Source organism: Krasilnikovia sp. M28-CT-15, assembly GCF_047159595.1.
In the GTDB taxonomy this organism is placed as follows: Bacteria; Actinomycetota; Actinomycetes; order Mycobacteriales; family Micromonosporaceae; genus Actinoplanes.
Genome location: NZ_BAAGAK010000001.1, coordinates 2,553,275 through 2,575,415 on the forward strand (window position 1 = coordinate 2,553,275; position 22,141 = coordinate 2,575,415).

General features: G+C 72.6%; 20 protein-coding genes. 8 read left to right on the forward strand and 12 right to left on the reverse strand.

Annotated elements, in window-relative coordinates; genetic code table 11:
* The first annotated feature begins 25 nt into the window (after nt 1-25).
* The 4 genes from ACMCNO_RS12065 to ACMCNO_RS12080 all read left to right on the forward strand — a co-directional run bounded on the left by ACMCNO_RS12065 (nt 26) and on the right by ACMCNO_RS12080 (nt 5,147).
* Nucleotides 26-1,630, forward strand: coding sequence for an ABC-F family ATP-binding cassette domain-containing protein (locus ACMCNO_RS12065; RefSeq protein ID WP_412749495.1), 1,605 nt, complete (start codon nt 26-28; stop codon nt 1,628-1,630).
* A 450-nt stretch (nt 1,631-2,080) separates the two neighbouring features.
* Nucleotides 2,081-2,308: a helix-turn-helix domain-containing protein gene (locus tag ACMCNO_RS12070; protein ID WP_015620263.1), complete on the forward strand. Its 228-nt coding sequence runs from the start codon at nt 2,081-2,083 to the stop codon at nt 2,306-2,308.
* Complete coding sequence (locus ACMCNO_RS12075; protein ID WP_412749496.1) at nt 2,305-3,090, forward strand: enoyl-CoA hydratase/isomerase family protein; 786 nt, start codon at nt 2,305-2,307, stop codon at nt 3,088-3,090. The genes ACMCNO_RS12070 and ACMCNO_RS12075 overlap by 4 nt, the downstream gene beginning before the upstream one ends.
* A 113-nt stretch (nt 3,091-3,203) precedes the next feature.
* A complete protein-coding gene (locus ACMCNO_RS12080; protein WP_412749497.1) occupies nt 3,204-5,147 on the forward strand; it encodes an ABC transporter ATP-binding protein in 1,944 nt (647 codons plus the stop codon).
* 69 nt (nt 5,148-5,216) lie between these two features.
* Here the strand turns inward: ACMCNO_RS12080 and mug are convergent, their stop codons facing one another.
* The 6 genes from mug to ACMCNO_RS12110 form a co-directional block, all read right to left on the reverse strand.
* Entirely contained in the window at nt 5,217-5,837 is a 621-nt protein-coding gene (mug, locus tag ACMCNO_RS12085; protein ID WP_412749498.1) for a G/U mismatch-specific DNA glycosylase, read from the reverse strand.
* Nucleotides 5,838-5,845: 8 nt separating this feature from the next.
* Nucleotides 5,846-6,607 (reverse strand): SDR family oxidoreductase, encoded by a 762-nt coding sequence (locus tag ACMCNO_RS12090; RefSeq protein ID WP_412749499.1) that lies wholly within the window; start codon nt 6,605-6,607, stop codon nt 5,846-5,848.
* Between the two features lie 53 nt (nt 6,608-6,660).
* A complete protein-coding gene (locus tag ACMCNO_RS12095; protein WP_412749500.1) occupies nt 6,661-7,125 on the reverse strand; it encodes a hypothetical protein in 465 nt (154 codons plus the stop codon).
* Nucleotides 7,122-7,937 carry a DUF692 domain-containing protein gene (locus ACMCNO_RS12100; RefSeq protein WP_412749501.1) on the reverse strand — a complete coding sequence of 272 codons (816 nt, stop codon included), beginning with the start codon at nt 7,935-7,937 and terminating at the stop codon, nt 7,122-7,124. The genes ACMCNO_RS12095 and ACMCNO_RS12100 overlap by 4 nt, the downstream gene beginning before the upstream one ends.
* A complete protein-coding gene (locus tag ACMCNO_RS12105) occupies nt 7,934-8,875 on the reverse strand; it encodes a TIGR04222 domain-containing membrane protein (protein WP_412749502.1) in 942 nt (313 codons plus the stop codon). The genes ACMCNO_RS12100 and ACMCNO_RS12105 overlap by 4 nt, the downstream gene beginning before the upstream one ends.
* 64 nt (nt 8,876-8,939) lie before the next feature.
* Nucleotides 8,940-9,524 (reverse strand): TetR/AcrR family transcriptional regulator, encoded by a 585-nt coding sequence (locus tag ACMCNO_RS12110; RefSeq protein ID WP_412749503.1) that lies wholly within the window; start codon nt 9,522-9,524, stop codon nt 8,940-8,942.
* A 185-nt stretch (nt 9,525-9,709) separates the two neighbouring features.
* Between ACMCNO_RS12110 and ACMCNO_RS12115 the strand changes: the two genes are divergently transcribed.
* Together ACMCNO_RS12115 and ACMCNO_RS12120 are read left to right on the forward strand one after the other, a co-directional pair.
* Nucleotides 9,710-10,360: an HAD family hydrolase gene (locus tag ACMCNO_RS12115; protein ID WP_130511623.1), complete on the forward strand. Its 651-nt coding sequence runs from the start codon at nt 9,710-9,712 to the stop codon at nt 10,358-10,360.
* Nucleotides 10,361-10,544: 184 nt separating this feature from the next.
* A complete protein-coding gene (locus ACMCNO_RS12120) occupies nt 10,545-11,471 on the forward strand; it encodes a serine protein kinase RIO (protein ID WP_412749504.1) in 927 nt (308 codons plus the stop codon).
* 78 nt (nt 11,472-11,549) lie between these two features.
* Here the strand turns inward: ACMCNO_RS12120 and ACMCNO_RS12125 are convergent, their stop codons facing one another.
* From ACMCNO_RS12125 to ACMCNO_RS12135, 3 genes are all read right to left on the reverse strand, one after another.
* Nucleotides 11,550-11,795 (reverse strand): DUF2630 family protein, encoded by a 246-nt coding sequence (locus tag ACMCNO_RS12125; RefSeq protein WP_412749505.1) that lies wholly within the window; start codon nt 11,793-11,795, stop codon nt 11,550-11,552.
* 81 nt (nt 11,796-11,876) lie between these two features.
* The gene (locus ACMCNO_RS12130) at nt 11,877-14,660 is read right to left on the reverse strand and encodes an aconitate hydratase (RefSeq protein WP_412749506.1); all 2,784 of its coding nucleotides are present in this window, start codon (nt 14,658-14,660) and stop codon (nt 11,877-11,879) included.
* A gap of 144 nt (nt 14,661-14,804) precedes the next feature.
* Nucleotides 14,805-16,742 carry a glycosyltransferase family 4 protein gene (locus ACMCNO_RS12135; protein ID WP_412749507.1) on the reverse strand — a complete coding sequence of 646 codons (1,938 nt, stop codon included), beginning with the start codon at nt 16,740-16,742 and terminating at the stop codon, nt 14,805-14,807.
* Nucleotides 16,743-16,893: 151 nt separating this feature from the next.
* On the opposite strand from ACMCNO_RS12135, the gene ACMCNO_RS12140 reads away from it, so the two are divergent.
* On the forward strand, nt 16,894-17,358 hold the full coding sequence (locus ACMCNO_RS12140) for a hypothetical protein (RefSeq protein WP_412749508.1): 465 nt from the start codon (nt 16,894-16,896) through the stop codon (nt 17,356-17,358).
* Between the two features lie 6 nt (nt 17,359-17,364).
* Here the strand turns inward: ACMCNO_RS12140 and ACMCNO_RS12145 are convergent, their stop codons facing one another.
* Nucleotides 17,365-18,834 carry an aminopeptidase P family protein gene (locus tag ACMCNO_RS12145; RefSeq protein WP_412749509.1) on the reverse strand — a complete coding sequence of 490 codons (1,470 nt, stop codon included), beginning with the start codon at nt 18,832-18,834 and terminating at the stop codon, nt 17,365-17,367.
* Between the two features lie 185 nt (nt 18,835-19,019).
* Between ACMCNO_RS12145 and ACMCNO_RS12150 the strand changes: the two genes are divergently transcribed.
* The gene (locus tag ACMCNO_RS12150) at nt 19,020-19,958 is read left to right on the forward strand and encodes a PfkB family carbohydrate kinase (RefSeq protein ID WP_412749510.1); all 939 of its coding nucleotides are present in this window, start codon (nt 19,020-19,022) and stop codon (nt 19,956-19,958) included.
* Between the two features lie 46 nt (nt 19,959-20,004).
* Here ACMCNO_RS12150 and ACMCNO_RS12155 read toward each other — a convergent pair whose 3' ends face one another.
* A complete protein-coding gene (locus ACMCNO_RS12155; protein WP_412749511.1) occupies nt 20,005-20,397 on the reverse strand; it encodes a thioesterase family protein in 393 nt (130 codons plus the stop codon).
* Nucleotides 20,398-20,597: 200 nt separating this feature from the next.
* Nucleotides 20,598-22,028 (reverse strand): PH domain-containing protein, encoded by a 1,431-nt coding sequence (locus tag ACMCNO_RS12160; protein WP_412753682.1) that lies wholly within the window; start codon nt 22,026-22,028, stop codon nt 20,598-20,600.
* Nucleotides 22,029-22,141: the final 113 nt, after the last annotated feature.

Genomic DNA, 22,141 nt, shown 5'->3' on the forward strand with positions numbered 1-22,141 from the left:
CCCTGCGAGAGCGAGACGCCTTCCCATGATCACCGCCACCGGACTCGAACTGCGTGCCGGCGCCCGCATCCTGATGTCGCCCACCACGCTGCGGGTGCAGCCGGGCGACCGGATCGGCCTGGTCGGGCGCAACGGCGCCGGCAAGACCACCACCCTGAAGGTGCTGGCCGGCGAGGGGCAGCCGTACGCCGGGGCGGTGGAGCGGCGCAGCGAGGTCGGCTACCTGCCGCAGGACCCGCGTACCGGTGACCTGAACGTCACCGCCCGCGACCGGGTGCTGTCCGCCCGCGGCCTGGACACCCTGCTAACCGAGATGCAGAAGCTCGAGGTGCAGCTCGAGGAGAGCGCGGACGAGAAGCTGGTCCGCCGCTACGGCACCCTGGAGGACCAGTTCGCCAGCCTGGGCGGGTACGCGGCCGAGGCCGAGGCGGCCCGGATCTGCGCCAACCTGGGCCTGCCGGACCGGGTCCTCGCGCAGACCATCGGCACCCTCTCCGGCGGCCAGCGCCGCCGCATCGAGCTGGCCCGGATCCTGTTCCGCGACGCGGCCGAGGCCGGCAAGGGCATCCTGCTGCTCGACGAGCCGACCAACCACCTGGACGCGGACTCGATCGCCTGGCTGCGCGGCTACATGGCGCAGCACAAGGGCGGTCTCGTGGTGATCAGCCACGACGTGTCCCTGCTGGAGGCCGCGGTCAACAAGGTCTGGTATCTGGACGCGAACCGCTCGGTCGTCGACGTCTACAACGTGGGCTGGAAGACCTACCTGGAGCAGCGGGAGACCGACGAGCGGCGGCGCCGCCGCGAGCGCGCGAACGCGGAGAAGAAGGCCGGGGCGCTGATGGCCCAGGCGGACAAGATGCGCGCGAAGGCGACCAAGACGGTGGCCGCGCAGAACATGGCCCGGCGTGCGGAGCGGCTGCTCAGCGGTCTGGAGGAGAGCCGGGTCTCGGACCGGGTCGCCAAGGTGCGCTTCCCGACCCCGGCGCCGTGCGGCAAGGTGCCGCTGACCGCGGCGGAGCTGTCCAAGTCGTACGGCTCGCTGGAGATCTTCACCGATGTCGGGGTGGCGGTGGACCGGGGCTCGCGGGTGGCGATCCTGGGGCTCAACGGCGCGGGCAAGACGACCCTGCTGCGCATCCTGGGTGGCCTGCTGCAGCCGGACACCGGGGAGGTGCGGGCCGGGCACGGGCTGCGGCTGGGTTACTACGCCCAGGAGCACGAAACCCTGGAGGTCGACCGTACGGTGCTGGAGCACATGCGCAGCGCCGCGTCGGAGCAGACCGACACGGAGCTGCGCAAAATCCTCGGCGCGTTCCTGTTCTCGGGCGACGACGTCGACAAGCCCGCCGGTGTGCTCTCCGGCGGCGAGAAGACCCGGCTCGCGCTGGCCACGCTGGTCTGCTCGGGTGCCAACGTGCTGCTGCTCGACGAGCCGACGAACAACCTCGACCCGGTGAGCCGGGAGCAGGTACTGGACGCGATCGCCAACTACCCGGGCGCGATCGTGCTGGTCACCCACGATCCGGGCGCGGTCGTGGCGCTGAAGCCGGACCGCGCGATCCTGCTGCCCGACGGCGACGAGGACGCGTGGAGCGACGAGCTGCTGGAGCTGGTCGAGCTCGCGTGACCCGCGTGGGGTCAACGGCATCGTCGGTTGTCAACCGGCCCCCACACAACATGTGCGACATCTGCGCGGTGTGCCACCTGTCCCGGCGCGGCCCGTGCGCGCGGGTCGCGCCATGCGCGCGCCGGGGGCGGAGTGCCCGCGGTCGTACGGTGAGCGATTGAGGACTCTGCGTAGTGTCGCGGTGTCCCGCGGGCATGGTCATTTCCGCAGGTGATCGACGGTGTGCGCGCTCCCGGTCGGATCGCCTGACCCGGTCGAGCGTGGCTGAGGACGCCCGGGCCCGCGGGTGGCGTCGCCGATCCCGCATCGATGCGCTTGGTCACCGTCGGGTTCCTGACAGTGGTAAATGGGCACGTTGGCTAACGCCGGATACCTAGCGCATGATCGTCCGAGGCGGTCTAATAGGTGGGACCGTATCGAACCGCACAGTCTGGGACGTGAGGATTCAACATGGCAGCCACCGGCACAGCCACCAGCACTGAGAAGGGTCGCCGAATCGTCGGTAGCGAGCGTCAGACGCTCGCCAAGGATCTGGTCAAGCGTTACACCTCCGGCGAAAGCATCCGCGCGCTGGCCGCCTCGACCGGACGGTCGTACGGTTTCGTGCACCGGGTGCTCACCGAGTCGGGCGTGCAACTACGCCAGCGCGGCGGCGCGCGGCGCCGGAAGAAGGCGTGACACCTGACGGCGCTGACCGCGTAGACGACGCGGAGGTCCGCTGGGAGCAGGCGGGGCCGGTAGCGACGGTGACGTTGTGCCGGCCCGATGTCCTCAACGCCCAGACCCCGGCCATGTGGTCGGAGCTGGAAGGCATTTCCCGGAAAATGCCGGGGGACGTGCGTGTCGTCATTGTCCGAGGACAAGGGCGTGCGTTTTCAGCCGGCCTGGATCTGTCGGTCGCGCGGGGCACGGGGGACGCCGCCCTGGCCCAACTGGCTCGATTGTCGCCGGAGGAGTGTGCCGAGCGGATCGCGGGTTTCCAGTCCGCGTTCACCTGGTTGCGGCGCCCGTCCGTGGTGACGATCGCGGCGGTGCAGGGGCACGCCATCGGGGCGGGTTTCCAGCTGGCGCTCAATTGCGACCTGCGGATTCTCGCCGACGACGCCCGGTTCTCCATGGCCGAGGTGACCCTCGGCCTGGTTCCGGACCTGGGTGGCACCAAGCGGCTCACCGAACTGGTCGGGTACGCCCGTGCGCTGGAGATCTGCGTGACCGGGCGGCGGATCGCGGCTGACGAGGCCGCGCGGCTGGGCCTGGCGACGGCGGTGGTGCCGGCCGCGGAGCTCGACGGCGCGGTGGCCGACCTGACCGCGGCGGTACTGTCCGCGGACGGAGCAGCGGTGACCGAGATCAAGGCGCTGCTGGCCGGGGCGGCCGACCGCTCGTACGACGAGCAGGATCGCGCCGAACGCGAGGCGCAGACCCGGCGGCTGCGGGACCTGGCGGGCACCGGCGAGTAAGGCCCACACAGGAGTAAGGCACATCCGGGAATACGGGCGTTACTTGCGGGGTTGTCAGACCCTGCGGGCACACTTGTCCCGCAGTCGTCTTCCACACCCCGGAGGTGCCACGCATGTCCGCCGGTTCCAGCTGGGGAATGCTGCGTTCGATCCAGAATTCGGACCGGGTCGCCCAGCACAACCTCAGTCGGGGCACCACGCGGCGCATCCTCACCTTCGCGCGGCCCTACCGCCGCGACATCCTGGTCTTCCTCGTCACCGTGGTGTTCGCCGCGGGCATCGGGGTGGCCACCCCGGTCCTCGCCGGTCACGTCGTCAACGCGATCACCGCCGGCGGGTCGGAGGCCACCACGCTCGTCGTGCGGCTCGCGCTGGCCATCGCCGCGCTGGCGGTCGTCGACGCGTTCCTGTCGCTGGCCCAGCGGTGGTATTCCGCGCGCATCGGCGAGGGCATCATCCTCGACCTGCGCACCCAGGTGTATGACCACGTCCAGCGCATGCCGCTGCAGTTCTTCACCCGCACACAGACCGGCGCCCTGGTCAGCCGCCTCAACAACGACGTGCTGGGCGCCCAGCGCGCCTTCACCTCCACCCTGTCCGGGGTGGTCAGCAACGTCATCCAGCTCGTGCTCACCGCCGCGGTCATGTTCACCCTGTCCTGGCAGATCACGGTGCTGTCGCTGTTGCTGCTGCCGGTGTTCATCGTCCCGGCCCGCCGGGTCGGCAAGCGGCTGGCCGAGATCACGCGCGAGTCGTACAACCTCGACGCGAAGATGAACGCGACGATGACGGAGCGGTTCAACGTCTCCGGCGCCCTGCTGGTCAAGCTGTTCGGCCGCCCGGACGCCGAGGCGGCCCGCTTCGGCGAGCGCGCCACCCGGGTCCGCGACATCGGGGTGCAGAGCGCCATGTATTCGCGCACCTTCTTCGTCGCCATGCTGCTGGTCGCCTCACTGGCCCAGGCGCTGACGTACGGGCTGGGTGGCTGGCTGGCGGTCACCGGCAGCGTCACCGCGGGCACCGTGGTCACCCTGGCGCTGCTGCTCACCCGGCTGTACGGCCCGCTCACCGCGCTGAGCAACGTCCGGGTCGACGTGATGAGCGCCCTGGTGTCGTTCGATCGCGTGTTCGAGGTGCTCGACCTGCGCCCGGGCATCGAGGAGAAGCCCGACGCCACGGCGATCCCCAGCGGTGCCGGCCGGGTGGAGTTCCGCGACGTGCACTTCCGCTACCCCAGCGCGGGCGAGGTCTCGCTGGCCACCCTGGAGGACGTGGCCGCGCTGGACCGGACGGCCAACGCACCCGTCCTGCGCGGCGTCGACTTCACGGTCGAGCCGGGCCAGATGGTTGCCCTGGTCGGCCCGTCCGGGGCGGGCAAGTCCACCACCTCGATGCTGGTGTCCCGGGTGTACGACGTCACCGACGGGGAGGTGCTGGTCGGCGGGGTGGACGTGCGCGACGCCACCCTCGATTCGCTGCGCGACACCATCGGCGTGGTCACCCAGGATTCGCACCTGTTCCACGAGACCATCGCGGAGAACCTGCGCTACGCCAGCCCGGACGCCACCGAGGACGACATGTGGGAGGCGCTGCGCGGGGCGCAGGTCGCCGACCTCGTCCAGGCCCTGCCCGATGGGCTGGACACCGTGGTCGGCGATCGCGGATACCGCTTCTCCGGCGGGGAGAAGCAGCGCATCGCCATCGCCCGGTTGCTGCTCAAGCACCCGTCGATCGTCATTCTGGACGAGGCGACCGCCCACCTGGACAGCGAATCCGAGGCGGCGGTGCAGCGGGCCCTGAGCAAGGCCCTGGAGGGGCGTACCGCGCTGGTCATCGCCCACCGCCTGTCCACGGTCCGCGACGCCGACCAGATCCTGGTCCTCGACGAGGGCCGGATCGTCGAGCGGGGCCGCCACACCGACCTGGTCGCGGCGGGCGGGCTCTACGCCGAGCTGTACCGCACCCAGTTCGCGGTGGCGGACAGCCCCGCACCGCCGTACGTCCAGGAGGGTGAGCCGGTCATCGTTCCGGTCCCCGCCAGCACCCTCGAGCCCTGACCGGCAAGTCGCCTTGCGACCCGGCCCTGACCGGCCGCGTGTCCGGCGCCCTCGCCGCCCGGCCGGGTGTCAGCCGCTCTCGGCGGCCGGGTCGGGGAAGGCGGCTTCGCGCAGTTCCGCGTACGCCGCGGCCAGGGTGTCGACGGTGTAGTGGGCGTTGAGGCCGCTCGGGTTGGGCAGCACCCACACCGGTGTCCCGGCGATCTCCCGGTCCTGCGGGCCCACCACCGCCCTCGGGTGCCCGAACGCGGCCCGGTACGCGGTCACCCCGAGCACCGCCAGGAACCGTGGCCGCCAGCGCCGCACCGTGGCGGCCAGCCGCTGCCCGCCCGCGACCAGTTCGGCGGGGGACAGCTCGTCGGCCCGGGCGCTGGCGCGGGCGACCACGTTGGTGATGCCCAGCCCGGCCGCGGGCAGTGACCCCTGCTCCGACGGGTGCAGCAGGCGCGCGGTGAAGCCCGCCCGATGCAGCGCGGGCCAGAACCGGTTCCCGGGCCGCGCGAAATGATGGCCGGTGGCCGCCGAGTACAGGCTCGGGTTGATGCCGGAGAACAGCACCCGCAGGTCCGGACCGACCAGGTCAGGAATGGTCCGCCCGGCCGCTGCGGCGAGGTCCGCGCGGCTCGGCGCTGCGTGGCTCGGCGCTGCGGCGTGGCTCGGCGCTGCGGCGTGGCTGGCGCGGCTCGGCACGGGCGGGTTCACAGGGTGCGCAGGGCGCCGCCGTCGACCGGGATGGTCAGGCCGGTGAGGTATCCGGCGGCGGGTGACAGCACGAACGCCGCGACCCGGCCGAACTCGTCCGGCTCGCCGAGGCGGCCCAGCGGAATGGTCGCCTCGGCCTGTGCCCGGGCCGCGCCGGGGTCGCCGGTCGCCGCGAACAGCTCGACGTTGCGGTCGGTGAGCAGCCGTCCGGGCAGCAGGCTGACCACGCGTACGCCGCGGGGGCCGTACTCGTCGGCCATGTCCTTGGCCACCCCGGCCAGCCCGGGGCGCAGGCCGTTGGACAGGCCCAGGCCGGGGATCGGGGAGTGGACCGAGGTGGACAGCACGAAACCGATCGCGCCGCCCGCGGGCAGTGCCTCGGCGAACGTGCGCGCGGCCCGGACCGAGCCGAGGAACACGGTCTCGAACGCGGAGCGCCACTGCTCGTCCGTCATCCGCGCCGCGGTGCCGCGGGCGGGCCCACCCACCGAGATCAGCGCACCGTCGAAGCGCCCGAACCGTTGCGTGGCCGTGTCGGCCAGCCGCTGCGGGGTCGCCGGGTCGGTGAGGTCGGCGGCCACCCCGACGGCTGCGGCCGGGCCGCCGAGCTGGGCGATTGCCGCGTTCACGCGGGCGTCGTCGCGGGCGGAGACCACCACCTTGGCGCCGTCGGCGACCAGCGCCTGGGCGGTGGCGAAACCGAGGCCCCGGGAGGCGCCGGTGAGGACGTACACGCGATCGGCCAGACCCAGATCCATGCCGAGATCCTGCCACTGTGCCCCCGCGGCGCCGCGCGCCGGGCCGAGGTGGATCAGGCAGTGCTGCGCAGGACGCGTACCCGGCCGAAGAGTTGCAGGACGACGGACCCGGCGGCGCGTCGCACCGCGGGTGCCCGGCGGGCGCGCGGCGCGGACCCGCCGTCGTAGCGGAAGACGGCCTCGCGGGTGGCCAGCTCCGCACCGGCCGCGGCCGGCAATCCACCGGCGGCCGCCAGCTCGCGGGCGAGATCCCAGCCGTCGCGCAACGAACCCTGGGTGGGCCGGGCAGCGGCCCACCGCGCGAACTCGCCCGGCCAGCGCTCACCCAGCGCGGCCGCCAGCAGCGGCCACTGCCGCGCGACCTCACCGGCGCGCTTTCTCAGCAGCGCGACCCGCGCGGCCTCGACCAGCCGGGCGTCGAAGCCCGCCGGTACGGGTGCCCCGCCGGTCAAGGCGGCGACCAGCTCGGCCTGCCGCGCCGCAAGACTCCCGGGCCGCCCACCGGCCGGGGCGCTCATGTGACCGCCGGGTAGCCGGAGGCGGCGGCGATCGCGTCGAGTTCGGCGCGCAACGCGGCGGCGCTCGGGTAGGCGCCGTCGCGTTCCAGCAGCAGCGCGGGTGGGCGGTGCCGGGCGCACAGCTCCGCGAGCAGGTCCAGCACGGGCTGCGGCACCGCGTCGGCGTGGGTGTCGTGGTAGATGCCGTCGTGCTCGCTGCCACCGGCCACGTGCACGTACGCGACGCGCTCCAGCGGCAGCGCGTCGAGCAGCGCCACCGGGTCGGTGCCGCGGTTGCGCGCGTTCGCGTAGACATTGGCCACGTCGAGCAGCAGCAACGCGCCGGTGCGCTCCAGGATCTCGGTCAGGAACGCGGCCTCGTCCAGGTCGTCGTCGGGCCAGTCGAACAGCGCCGCGATCGGCTCCAGCGCCAGCGGCACCCCCAGCTCGGCCTGGGTGCGTTTGACGTTGGCGACCACGGCGTCGACCGCCTCGCGGGTGCGGGGGACCGGCAGCAGGTGCCCGGCCTCGACGCCACCCGCCCGTACGAACGCGATGTGCTCGCTGGCCAGCGGGGCACCCAGCCGGTCGGCGACCGCGGCCAGGTGCGCGACCCGGGCGGGCTCGACCGGCTCCGCACCGCCCAGGGACAGCTTGACCCCGTGCGGCACCACGGCGGTGCCGCGCTCGCGCAGCCCCGTCAGGCCGACCGGCAGCTCGCCGTGGGCGGGTACCGACTCGGCGACCACCTCGGTGAAGCGCAGGCCGGGCAGCTCCGCGACGAATCCGGCGATCTCGGGCCGCCAGCCGATGCCGACCCCGTACGCGGTCATCCGCCGCAGCCTCCGCCCCCGCCGCCGCACGAGCTGCCGCTCGAACACGAGCTGCCGCTGGAGCAGGAGGAGCTCGACGACCCGCAGGAACTGGTGGTGCTGGCACAGGAGCTGGAGCTGCTGCCGCTGCTCCAGGCGCTGTAGGCGGCCTGGCGCTTGATCTCCGCACCGGCGGCGAAATCGGCGTCCAGGCTGTAGAGCGAGCCCGCACCGAACAGGGCCACGCCCATCGCCGCGCTGCTCGCCCCGTAGGTGGCGTACGAGGGGGACTGGCGGGGGGACAGGTAGTGGTTCTCGGTACGCATCCTGGTGAGACCACCGGCGACGCCGCGGGTCAGCCGCGGCACGCGGGTCAGCAGGAACGCGACGATGCCGACGACGACCACCACGGGCACGAGGAAGCCGACCGGCTTGTCGTTGGCGATTCCGGCGGCCACCCGGGCGATGCCGAGGCCCAGCAGCGCCAGCGTGGCCAGCGCCCACAGACGGGCGGTGCGCCGCTGGGCCGTGGTGGTGGCCAGCCCTTGGGCCTCCAGGCCGTCGCCCAGCTGGGTGACCGCGGTGCGGACCCACTGGTCGGCGTGGATGTCGCGGGCGCGGATGCGCTGGCCCGCGGCGTTGTAGATCGCGGTGTCCAGCGGCGTGACGCCGCTGGGCATCGGGCCGGCCTGGAGGAGCGTACGGTCGGGCCCGTGGCCGATCGCACCGGCCGCGCGCAACCCGCCCAGGGCCGAGAAGACCGCGAGCCGGGGCCCGCCCGCCAGATAGGCGACCTGCTGGGGGCCGAGCTGGCCGATCTGTGCGTCGCGCGGCCCGGCGAACAGGAAGCGGCGGTGGACGATTGCGGCGATGGTGATCACGGCCACCGCGGCGATGTAGTACCGGAGGAAGGTCGGGCCGGGGATACCCCAGGTGGCGCCGGTTGCGGCGAGGGTCATGTGCGGACCTCCCTGTCGTGCTGGTACTGAGGGCCTCATTGTGCAGGTCCGCGCAACAGTGCGGTCACGCCCGCCGGACGGCCTCCTCGACCAGGTCGAGCACCCGGCTGAGTTCGCCCGGCGGCCGTCCGGTGGCCAGGTGCAGCACCATCCCGTCGTACGCCAGCTCCAGGAACTGGGTGAGCACCTCCACCGGCACGTCGTCGCGCAGCACCCCGGCGTCGCGCTGGCGCTGCAGGCGTTCCCGGGTGGCGGTGGCGATCGCGTTCGACCGTTCGGCCCAGCGCTTGGCGAACGCCGGGTCGGTGCGAAGGCGGCGGGAGACCTCCAGCTGGGTGCCCAGCCAGCCGGCGGTGTCGCCGTCGCCGGCCGAGGCTCCGGCGCGGTCGAGCAGGTCCCGCATCACCTGGACGAGGCCGTTGCGGGTGACCGTTTCGACCATCGCCGCGGCGTCGTCCTCGGCGACCGCGAGGAACAGCGAGTCCTTGTCGCGGAAGTGGTGGAAGATGGCCCCCCGGGACAGGCCTGTGGCGTCCTCGAGGCGGCGCACCGTGGCTCCTTCGTAGCCGTAGCGCGCGAAGCAGCCCCGGGCCGCGGCGAGAATCTCGTGGCGACGGGCATCGAGCTGGTCCTGGCTAACCCTGGGCACGTCGTTGATCGTGTCATGAGCGCTCGGTGGCTTGCAATCCGTACGTACGGCTTGCCACACGGAAGCCGATCCGGGACGGACTCCGTGTCCGCCCTGGTCGGATGATGCGAATTCAGCCAGGCTGGTTAGGGCATGTTGACAGTTGCGGGCTGTTCGTCCCGCAACCACTCACGTAAAGTGCCCGCGTGCCTCTCGTCTTCCTAGCCCTGGACGACACCCTGCTCGACCGCAGTGGTGCGTTCCGGCTGTGGGCGAAGGGATTCCTCGACGAGATCGCGGCCCCCCACGACGACCTCGAATGGCTGATCTCGATGGACGCCGATGGGCTCACCTCCCGATGGGACCTCGCCGACCTGATCCGGGACCGGTATCGGCTGCGTACGCCGTCCATCGACCTGCTGGAGGAGCTGCACGAAGGTCCGCTGGCGCACGAGCGGCTGGACCCGCTGGTGGCATGCGCGCTGCAGATCGCGGGCGACGCCGGATTCGTCCCGGTCGTGGTCACCAACGGCCCGCACGAGCTCCAGGAGAGCCGCATCCGGCGCACCGGCCTCGACCGGTATGTCGCCGATTGGGTGATCTCCGGCCAGGAGGGCGTCAGCAAGCCCAACCCGCGCATCTTCGCGCTGGCCGCGCAGCGGGTGCGCATGCGCCTGGGCGGGGCGTGGGTGGTCGGCGACAGCCCCGAGGCCGACATCGGCGGCGCGGCCGCCATGGGCCTGCCCAGCGTGTGGTTGCACCGCGGCCGGGACTGGGTGGATCAGCGGTTCGCGCCTACCCGGGTCGTCGGCAACGTGATCCAGGGCCTGTCGGCCATCATGGCCACCGCCCGCTGACGTAATTCGCTTGCGCGGCCCCGCCGGGCCGGGCAGAGTCCTGCGCGTAACCCGACCGGCATGTCCGGTGTGGCGGAACCCGACCGGTGCGGCCGGTCCGAGAGAGAAGGGGGTGGCGAGAAATGGCTGTCTTTGCCCTGCGCCAGATCCCATCGTTCGTTCCTTCTCTCAAGGAGACTCCGCAGTGCGCGAGCACGACTCCTCCGGCCGGGCCACCATGCGCCGCGGCCGCCGTACCTTCGACGACGACGACCCCGGCTTCCTGAAGCGGGGCCGGCTGGAGCCGGCCCTGACCGAGGACCCCGACCTGCCCGAGGCCGGCGACCGCTGGTCCACCTGGGACGGGGCCCTGCACGGCCCACAGCCGCGCCCCGCATGGGTGCGCACCGAGCACAGGGCCGTCGACACCGAGCTGGGCATGCTCAAGACCGGCAAAGAGGCGGACGTCTTCCTCGTCCGCCGCGCGGTTCCGGACACCGGGCAGGTCAGCCTGCTGGCCGCCAAGCGGTACCGGGACGCCGAGCACCGGCTGTTCCACCGCGACGCCGGATACCTGGAGGGGCGCCGGGTACGCCGCTCCCGGGAGATGCGCGCGATGGCCACGCGCACCTCCTTCGGGCGCGACCTCATCGCGGGCCAGTGGGCGGCCGCCGAGTTCGCCGCACTGTCCCGGCTGTGGCAGCTCGGCCACGACAGCGGTGCGATCTGTGTGCCGTACCCGGTGCAGCTGGCCGGTACCGAGCTGATGCTCGAGTTCGTCGGCGACTGGGAGAGCGGGCAGGCCGCGCCGCGCCTGGCCCAGCTGCGACCCGACCCCGACGAGCTGCGTGACCTGTGGGATCAGCTGGTGGAGGCGCTGTCCGTGCTGGCCCGGTGCGGGCTCGCGCACGGCGACCTGTCGCCGTACAACCTGCTCGTGCACGGTGGGCGGCTGGTCCTGATCGACCTGCCACAGGTGGTCGACGTGGTCGCCAACCCGCAGGGGCCCCAGTTCCTCGCCCGCGATGTACGCAACGTGGCGACGTGGTTCGCCGCGCGCGGGCTACCCGCCGAGGTGCTGGACGACGAGGAGCTGACCGCGCGGCTGCTCAGCGACGCGGGGCTGGGGTGAGGATGCGGACCGATCGTGGCGGCCAGGTGGGCGACCGCCGCCCGGCGCTGGAGCCACCTCCGGCGGTACGCCTGACCGTCACTGCAGGTAGCCCTCCACCTCGCCGACGCTGCGGGCCTGCTCGGCGTCCGGGTCCTGGCCCTGGTCGCGGGCCGCGCGGCGCCGGCGCAGCAGGTCCCAGCACTGGTCCAGGGCCTCCTCGAGCGCCCTGAGCCGGGCGTGCTCCTCGTCGCTGCTGATCTCGCCGCGGCCCAGCTGCCGGCGCAGCTCCTTCTCCTCCTCGACCAGGACGTGGATCTGGTTCAGCGTTGATTTGTCATCCATGCCCAAGAGCCTAGGCATCCGGGGCCGGACACGCTGATGCCCCGCCGTCCGGAGACGGCGGGGCATCGGTACTGCGTCAGGTCAGTGCGTGAGCATCTTGCGCAGCACGTACTGGAGGATGCCGCCGTGGCGGTAGTAGTCCGCCTCGCCGGGCGTGTCGATGCGCACCACCGCGTCGAACTGGACCCCGGTGTCCGTGCTGACCTTCACCGTGCGCGGGGTGGTGCCGGAGTTGAGTTCCTCGACGCCGGTGACGGTGAACGTCTCCGTGCCGGTCAGCCCCAGCGACGCGGCGTTCTGGCCCTGCGGGAACTGCAGCGGCAGCACGCCCATGCCGATGAGGTTGGAGCGGTGGATCCGCTCGTACGACTCGGCGATGACCGTACGGACGCCGAGCAGCATGGTGCCCTTGGCCGCCCAGTCGCGCGAGGACCCGGAGCCGTACTCCTTGCCGGCCAGGATCACCAGCGGAACACCGGCGCTCTGGTACGCGACCGAGGCGTCGTAGATGGTGGTCTGCTCACCGGTCAGGTGGTTGACCGTGAAGCCGCCCTGCACGCCGGGAACGAGCTCGTTACGCAGCCGGATGTTGGCGAACGTGCCGCGGATCATCACCTCGTGGTTGCCGCGCCGCGAGCCGTACGAGTTGAACTCGTGCCGGGGCACCCCGTGCTCGGCCAGGTACTTCCCGGCCGGGGAGTCCGGCTTGATCGTGCTGGCCGGGGAGATGTGGTCGGTGGTGACGGAGTCGCCGAGCTTGGCCAGCACCCGGGCGCCGGCGATGTCGGTGACCGGCTGCGGCTGCGCCGCCATGCCCTCGAAGTACGGGGGCTTGCGCACGTAGGTCGACTCGGCGTCCCAGGAGAACGTGTCCCCGGTCGGCGTGGGCAGCGACTGCCACTGCTCGTCACCCGCGAAGACATCCTGGTACGCGTCCGAGAACGCGGTGGCACCGATCGCGGAGCCGATGACGTCCTCGATCTCCTTGGCGTTGGGCCAGATGTCGGTGAGGAACACCGGGCGGCCGTCCGAGCCGGTGCCCAGCGGCTCGTTGGCCAGGTCGATGTCCATCGTGCCGGCCAGCGCGTACGCGACGACCAGCGGCGGGGACGCCAGGTAGTTCATCTTGATGTCCGGGTTGATCCGGCCCTCGAAGTTGCGGTTGCCCGACAGCACGCTGACGACGGTGAGGTCGTTGGCGTTGACGGCCGCGGAGACCTCTTCGGGCAGCGGGCCGGAGTTGCCGATGCAGGTGGTGCAGCCGTAGCCGACCAGGTTGAAGCCCAGCTTGTCGAGGTACGGCGTGAGCCCGGCCCGGTCGTAGTAGTCCATGACCACCTTGGAACCCGGCGCGAGCGTGGTCTTGACCCACGGCTTGCGGGACAGGCCGCGGTCGACCGCGTTGCGGGCCAGCAGCGCCGCGCCGACCATGACCTGCGGGTTCGAGGTGTTGGTGCAGGAGGTGATGGCGGCGATGGTGACCGCGCCGTGGTCCAGCTCGTACACGGTGCCGTCGGCGCCGGTGACCCGCACCGGGTTGCTGGGCCGCCCGTCCGCTCCGCGTGCGGCGCTGATCAGCTCGTGCGGCTTGTCGGCGGGGTCGTCGCCGGTGTTGGCGGGCGGGTCGCTGGCCGGGAACGATTCGGCGCTGGCCTCGTCGGCGGTGCCCTCGACGCCGTTGGTGTCCACGTAGTCCACCAGGGCGGCGCGGAACATCGACTTGGCGCTGTTCAGCGGCACCCGGTCCTGCGGGCGCTTCGGGCCGGCCAGGGACGGCTCGATCGTGGACAGGTCCAGCTCGAGGTGCTCGGAGTAGTCCGGCTCGGCGGCCGGGTCGTGCCACAGGCCCTGCCGCTTGGCGTACGCCTCGACGAGGGCGACCTGGGCCTCGCTGCGGCCGGTGAGCTTGAGGTACTTGATGGTCTCGGCGTCGATCGGGAAGATCGCGGCGGTGGAGCCGTACTCCGGGGACATGTTGCCGATGGTGGCGCGGTTGGCCAGCGGCACCGCGGAGACGCCCGGACCGTAGAACTCGACGAACTTGCCGACGACGCCGTGCTTGCGCAGCTTCTCGGTGATCATCAGCACGAGGTCGGTGGCGGTGGTGCCGGTGGGCATGTCGCCGGAGAGCTTGAAGCCGACGACCCGCGGGATCAGCATGCTGACCGGCTGGCCGAGCATCGCGGCCTCGGCCTCGATGCCGCCGACGCCCCAGCCGAGTACGCCGAGGCCGTTGACCATCGTGGTGTGCGAGTCGGTGCCGACGACCGTGTCCGGGTAGGCGACGCCGTTGCGCTCCATGATCGTGCGGGCCAGGTACTCGATGTTGACCTGGTGCACGATGCCGGTGCCCGGCGGGACGACCTTGAACTCGTTGAACGCGGTCTGGCCCCAGCGCAGGAACTGGTAGCGCTCGCGGTTGCGCTGGTACTCCAGCTCGACGTTGCGGGCGAACGCGTCCTCGCGGCCGAACAGCTCGGCGATGACGGAGTGGTCGATGACCATCTCGGCGGGTGCGAGGGGGTTGACCTTGGAGGCGTCGCCGCCGAGCGCCTTGACGGCCTCGCGCATGGTGGCGAGGTCGACGACGCAGGGGACGCCGGTGAAGTCCTGCATCAGCACCCGGGCGGGGGTGAACTGGATCTCCACGCTGGGGTCCGCGCTGGGGTCCCAGGCGCCGAGCGCCCGGATGTGGTCGGCGGTGATGTTGGCGCCGTCCTCGGTCCGCAGCAGGTTCTCCAGCAGGATCTTCAAGGAGTACGGGAGCCGAGCGTGGCCCTCCACCTTGTCGATCGCGTACATGTCGTAGCTCGCGTCTGCGACGCGCAGCTGGCTCTTCGCACCGAAGGTGTCGAGGCTGGCCACGTCATCTCCTTCACACCCAGCGTGAGTTTTCCTCGGCAAGTCTGTCGCACGGGCGACTGCCGCCGCTCAGTTAGGCAGCCCTAACCAGCGGTTTCAGGTTGCCTGTAAACCGTACGTCCGTCTTGCTATGGGTGCAACCCGGGGTCAGGAATCGACGCGCGCCGAAAGTTCGTTCTCGCCCGTGTACTCCGGCTGGACGCGCACCCCGCCCACCTCGGCCGCCGGCAACACGAACGCGGTGCGCTTGTCGGCGACGTCGTCGAGGAACCGGCCCAGCCGCACCGCCGGTACGCCCGGGGCGTACTCCAGCCACAGCTGCCAGGTCCCCGGCGCGAGCGCGGGCAAAGACACCCGGAACCGGGTCGGCGAGAGTGCCCGGCCGACCTCCTCGCGGACCGCCTCGCCGTCGCGCGCCCGCAGCACCGGCGCCTGCGCGCCGAACTCCGCCCCGACCAGCAGCCCCTCCACGTGCAGCCCGGCGTCGTCCGCGAAGACCGCAGCCACCTCGGCATGCGCGGCCCGGCGCCAGCTGCGCACCGCGAACGTCCCGTCATTCGTGCGGTACGGCAGGTGCACCGTCACCCCGCCGTCGCCCGGCGGCTCGGGCTGCGTCAACGCCCGGGTGTCGCGCACCCCGGCCCACACCGGCCGCCCGTCGTCCAGGCGCAGCTCCCACGCACCCTCGGGCAGCTCGCCCAGCCGCACGGTGTGGCCGTCCTGGGCGATCTCGGCCGGCTCTGCTTCAGCGGCGCCGATCCGGTGCCAGCGCAGCTTCGCGTCTCTGGTCAGCGCCCCCGCCGGGTACAGCAGGACCTCGCCGTCCGCGGTCACGGTGCAGTCGACGACCGGCTGGGCCGGCACCGGTGCCGGGCCCAGGGCGGGCGGCGGCGACCCCGGCTTCGACCCCGCGCTCAGCCACCCCCACCGCCGCTTGCGGGCGGCCAGTCGTTCGAACAACTGTTCGTAGCGGGCCGCGATCGGGTCGGGGTCGTAGCGCGCCGAATTGGCCAGCGCCGCCCCGGCCATCGACCGGCGCTGCTCGGCGTCGCCGATCATCCGCAGCAACGCCTTGCCCATCGCGTCGGCGTCCCCGACCGGGGTGAGCAACCCGTCCACCCCGTCCTGGAGGATCTCCCGGGGCCCGTGCGGGGCATCCGTGCTGACCACGGGCAGCCCGCAGCGCATCGCCTCCACCAGCGTCATCCCGAACGGCTCGCGGTCCGACGGGACCGCGGCGATGCTGCCCCGGGCCCACTCCGAGTCGATCGGCGCGAACCCGCCCGGCAGCAGCACGTGATTGTGCAGGCCCAGCTCCAGCACCAGGCGGCGCAGTGCCGCGTTCTCCGCCCCGCCGCCGTAGATCCGCAGCTGCCAGTCGGGGTGCTCGGCGACCACCGTGGCGAACGCCCGGATCAGCACGTCGTAGCGCTTGCTGGCGACCAGGCGTCCCGCGGCCACCACGATCCGCGAGCTGCCGTCCGAGGGCGGCAGCGCCGGCTGCGGCACGCTGTTCGGGATGAACAGCAGCTCCGTACGGCCCAGCCGGCCCAGATGGGCCCGGTAGTCCTCGGCGTCGCGGGCGCTGACCGTGACGAACGCGTCCAGCCGCCGGATGTGCCGGGGCAGCTCCTCGCGCATCGCCTTGCGCTGCTGGCGCCGGGTCAGGTGCTCCTGGCCGATCCGGATCATGCGGCGCGGTGCGAACTGCGCGGCGTACGCGGTCAGCCCGGCCCGGGTGGCGATCACCACATCGGCGTCGCTGGCACGCAGGTAGGCCCGGTAGCGCTCCTCGACGAACAGGTCGTAGTCCCCCGAGCGGTAGTCCGCCTGCGGATACACCCGCGCCGGCTGGCCGCGCAGCGACGAACTGGCGAAGTGGTCCGTGTGTTCCGGACGGGTCTCCACCAGCGACGTCAACCGGATCGCCGGGTCCATCGGCAGTTGTGGCACGTCGCGGTTACGCAGCGTGCTCAGCACCTCGACGTCGTGACCGCGCGCCGCAAGCGCGCCGGCCAGATTGAACGTCGTGCGGATCGTGCCGCCGATGTTGAACCCGTTATTGATCAGAAAGAGGATCTTCATCCCTTTGGGTGCCTCCCCGTTCGCCGAGGACACACGCTAGCGCGGGTCGGCCAGCTGTGTTGCGGCGAGTTCGATCCGTGATCCCCGGTGATAGATTTTCCGGTCGGATCTGGGGGCGCCGTCGCGACGGCATCGGGAGTCGGAGGTCAGCGTGCGGCTGAAGGTGACGCTGTGTGGTGTCGCGGTGGTCGCTGCGCTCGGGGCGTGCACGTCGTCCCCGCCGAAACACCCGACGTTCGAGGGCGGATCGTCGGCCCCCACGGCCACCGGTTCGCCGCCGCCGTGGCACGAGCCCGCCGGGTACGGGTTCGTGGTCGAACGGCGCTGCGGGCAGGGCCCGTCGCTCGGTCGCTACCGGGTCGCGGTGCAGGACGGCCGCGTGGTGCGCACCGACCGGATCGACGGGAGGACCGCGGCCGGTGAGGAGGAGATCGAGGTGCCCGCGCTCGGCGAGCTGCTCACGCTGGCGCAGACCGCCGCCGACGACGGCGGGGCCGTCTCCACCACGTTCGACCCGGTCGACGGGCACCCCACCGCGGTGAGTTTCAGTGTCTCGGACCAGCAGGACGCCGACGGCTCGTGCTTCCTCGTCACGGAATACGCGCCGGCGTCCTGAGGGCCGCTACTCCGGCAGCCGGGGTCCGGCGGCCCGCTGGTCGGCCAGCCACGACTCCACGTCGTCGGCGGTGCGGGGCAGGCCCGCGGACAGGTTCCGGCAGCCGTCGGCCGTGACCACGACGTCGTCCTCGATCCGGACGCCGACGCCGCGCAACTCCTCGGGCACCAGGTCGTCCTCGGGCTGGAAATACAGGCCGGGCTCCACGGTCAGCACGTAACCCTCGCCGAGCGGGCCGTCCCGGTACGCCTGCTTGCGCGCCGAGTTGCAGTCGTGCACGTCGATGCCGAGCATGTGCCCGAAACCGTGCAGGGTCCAGCGGCGGTACACCGAGGACTGTTCCGACATGGCCTCGTCCACGCTGACCGGCAGCAGGCCCAGGTCGTGCAGGCCCTCGGTCAGCACCCGCATGCACACCAGCTGCACGTCGTGGAACTTGACGCCCGGGCGGATGAAGTCCATCCCGGCCTGCTGTGAGGCCAGCACGATGTCGTAGACCTGGCGTTGCAGCGGGGTGAAGGTCCCCGACACCGGCACCGTACGGGTCACGTCCGCGGTGTACAGGTTGCGGCCCTCGACCCCCATGTCCATCAGCAGCAGCTCGCCGGGGCGGGTGACGCCGTCGTTGCGGATCCAGTGCAGGATCGTCGCGTGCGGTCCCGCGCCCACGATGGAGCTGTAGCCGACGTCGTTGCCCTCGAACCGGGCCCGCAGCCCGAAGACGCCCTCCAGCAGGCGCTCCTTGACACTGCGGTCGGCGGGCAGCACCCGGGCCACGTCCTCGAAGCCGCGGACGGTCGCGTCGACCGCCTGTTGCAGCTGGGCGATCTCCCACTCGTCCTTGACCAGCTTCAGCTCACTGATGACGTGCGCCAGCTCGCGGTCGCGCGGGGCGTTTGCGGCGGGCTCATAGGCCAGGACGGCCCGGTCCACGTTGGGGTCCAGGCCGCGCAGCACCCGGGTACGGGCGGGCGCGCACTCTGCCAGGGCCCGGCCCAGCTCGCCGTACGGCGCGGTCTCGATGCCCAGCTCGGTCGACTTCTCGGCGAGGGTGGGGCGGCGCCCGACCCACAACTCTCCGTCGCGGCTGCGGAAGAACTCGTCGTTCTCCCGCGACGAGCGCTGGCGCGAAAACAGCACCGCGTCGTGACCGGAGCCGCTCGGGCGCAACACCAGCACCCCGTTCGGGCCGTGGTCGCCGGTGAGGTAGAAGAAGTCGCTGCCCGGCCGGAAGTGGAAGTCCGTGTCGTTGGCCCGGACCTTCTCCACGCCCGTCGGGATCACCAGAGTCTCGCCGGGGAACGCCTCGGACAGCGCGTTACGGCGCTTGGCGTAGTTGGGCGCCTCGGGCAGGGGCGTCACAGTGCGTGAGTCGTCCCGCCAGCCGCCGCGCATGAACTGCAGGAACGCCTCGGGGAAATCCGGGTCGTGCGACTCCGTCCTGGCCTGCGTGGTGCCGTCGGTCTGCTCGGCCATGCCTCATCCTCCCGTCGCTTCGGTTGCCGACGTTACCGCCTCACGGTGGGAAACACGTGGGTGACCGTTTGCGGCCCGCCAAAGCGCCTAGAGCGGCCGATACAGTTACGAACCGGAAGGGTGGTGTCTGCCGGGCGGGCCGCCAGGCTGACACCCGGCCGCTCCGCGACGTCGAAAGGTGCGACATGGGCTACGCGGTGGTGCTCGGTGAGGCGCTGATGGACCTGCTGGAGACCGAGCGCGACGGCGAGGTGAGCTACCGCCAGGCGATCGGCGGCGCCCCGCTGAACGTCGCGGTCGGCGTCACCCGGCTCGGCGGCCACGCCGAATACGTGGGCACCCTGGGCGGTGACGCGCTCGGGGACCGGATCGCCGCATTCCTGCGTACGGGCGGGGTCGGGGTCCGGGGTGTACGGCGCGTGCCGGTGCCCACCACGCTGGCCCTGACCACGTTCGACGGCGCCGAACCCACCTTCACGTTCTACGGTGAGCCCCCGTCGTACGCGTTGCTCGGGCCGGGGGACCTCGACACCGGCCTCATCGCGGGAGCGGCGGTGCTCTACGCCGGCTCCATCGCGCTGCTGCGCGAGCCGTTCCGGGCTGCCGCCCGCGCCGCCTGGGCGACGCCGGGCCCGATCCGCGTCTTCGACCCCAACGTGCGCCCCACCCTGCTGCCCGGCCCGGACGCGGTGGCGTCCCTGGTCGAGCTGGCCGAGGAGTTCATCGCCACGGCAGACCTGGTGAAACTCAGCGCCGCCGACGCGCAGCTGCTGTACGACGGGTGCGGGCCCGCCGAGGCCGCCGAACGGATCCGGCGGCTCGGCGCCGCCGCGGTCGTGGTGACCGCGGGGGCACGGGGCGCTCACGTGGCCACCGCCGACGGCGCGACCACGCTGCCCGCCCCTGCCGTTTCCGCGGTCGACGCGACCGGCGCGGGCGACTCGGTGATGGCGGCGCTCGTGTGGCGGCTGCTGACCGAGGGCCCGCCCGCCGACCTGGCTGCCTGGCAGCGTCACGTACGTTTCGCCCTGGCCGTGGCGGGCCTGGTGTGCGAGCGGCCCGGCGGCGCGGTCGCGATGCCCACTGCGGACGAACTCACCCGCCGTTGGGGGGACCTGCCCTGACTGGCCAGGGGCCCGCCCTGACTGGCCAGGTGCCCGCCCTGACTCGCTAGGCGCCCTGCGCCTTGGCGATGAAGCGTTGCCGGTCGAGTACGACCCGCTCGACCCGCACCTCGGCGACGACCTCCTCGCCGTCGCGGACGATCACATCGAAACCCAGCTTGCGGCCGTCCACTTTCGCCAGAGTGGCGAGCGCGGTGATCCGCCGGCCGACCGGGGTGGGTGCCCGGTGCTCGACCTCCGCACGCGTGCCGACCGTGGTCACCCCGCCCGGTATGTGGCGCGCGGTCGCCGCGACCGTCGCGGTCTCGGCGAGCGCGAGGACGCGCGGAGTGCCCAGCACCGGCACGTCGCCGGAGCCGAGGGCCTGGGCGGTGTCGGCTTCGGTGACGGTCAGCTCCACCCGGGCGGTGAGGCCGGGGGCGAACTCCGGAAGCTCCATCGGCTCAGCTTAAGGCGCACCGGATCGGCGCCCGCGCATGTCATCCGCGCCGGCGGCCCGGCGCGTCCCGATTGCCCGGCTCGCGGCGGCTGCCCGAGCGCCACGGTGACCTGCTGCGGGCGGGCACCGTGCGCATCCTCGGCCAGGCAGGGCCCTGCGGCAGGACGGCCGGGGCGGCCCTGCGGCAGGACGGCCGGGACCTACGGCCGGACGGCCGGGTCGTGGCCGCGGTCGGCGATGTCACCGCTGCCCCCGAGCGCCGCCGGCGACCCGTCCGGGACGGTGGCGGCGATCATGGCATGTCGACCGCGTTCGGCGAGCTGCGCCGCGAGCACCCACGCCTCGCGCAGGTCCCGGTCCCGGGCCGCCGCGCCGCGTCCGCCCGCGGTGTCCGCGTACACCGTGGCGAGGCCAAGCAGCCGCTGCACCGGACCCTGCACGACCCGGATGCTCTGCAGCCGCGCGTACGGGACGATCTGCAGCTCATGGGTGAGCCGTCCCCACCGGGTGACGAAGCCGGCGGGCGCCAGCCCGGCCCCCAGGTAGCGCAGCGCGAACGGGTGCAGCCACCGGGCCCGCGCGGGCGGCGCCGTCACCGGCAACGCCAGCAGGTCCACCCCCGGCAGCACCTCCCACACCACCGCCCGGGCGGTGTCCAGGTCGCCCACGGGGAGCAGCCGGTCGGAACGGTTGTCGTCGCGTTCCTGCGGACCCGCGAACCCGGCCACGTCCAGGCGCAGGTGCAGCCAGCCCTTCGCCCGCCACAACAGCGGCCAGGTGGCGCTGACGGACTGCACCCGGTGCAACGGGACGACCTGGCTGCGTGTCTCCACCAGCCCGTGGCGGACGGCGAGCCGGCCGTCGGCGTCGCGGGCCAGCCGGAAGGCCCAGTCCCGCAGGATCCGCCGTACCGGCTGGAGCAGGACCCCGACCATCGCCGTGATGGTGCTGGCGATGCCGACGAACGTCCACGTGCCCTCGAGGACGAACTGCATCGTCACGCCGGTGATGCCGATCGGGAGCAGCAGCGCCTGCGGGGTCAGCAGCTGGCTGACGATCAGGTCGGTGTTGTCGCCCGCCACGAGGGGGCGCTCGACGGCGGCGACCGGACGGTCCGGCGCCGCCGCGAGCGCGGGGGCACGCCCGGCCAGGCTCAGCAGGCGTTCGCGCAGGACGGCGGCGTCCCGGACGGTCAGGTACGCCAGCGGCGCCTCGGTCTTGCCCCCGCCGACCACCTCCAGCCGCAGCTCGGCCAGGCCGGTGAGCTGGGCCAGCAGCGGGCGGCGCAGCTCGACGGCCTGGAGCCGTTCCAGCGGAATGGCCCGGTTGCGCCGCCACAGCAGCCCGTCGGCGATGCGCAGCTCGCGGCCCACCACGTGATAGCCGGTGTTGAGCCAGCCGACGACGGAGAAGACCACCACGCCGAGGGCCGCCACGGCCACCACGATCGCGAAGCGTTCCAGGCCCACCTGCGACAGGGTCTGCCAGCTCAGCGCGGCCACGATGACGGTGAGCGACTTGGCGCCGTGCAGCAGCGGGCTCAGCGGATGCAGCCGCCGTCGCGGCTCCTCCACCGGTGCCGGATCGCCGGACGGTTGTCCGGCGGACTGCGGTGGTGCTGCCGGCGGCATGCCCCCGGCTGCGGGGGGTGCAGCTGGCAGCAGGCCCTCGCCCGACGGCGGTGCACTCGGCGGCAGGCCCTCGCCCGACGGCGGTGCCCCGAGCCGGGGAGGCGGATCGGGCT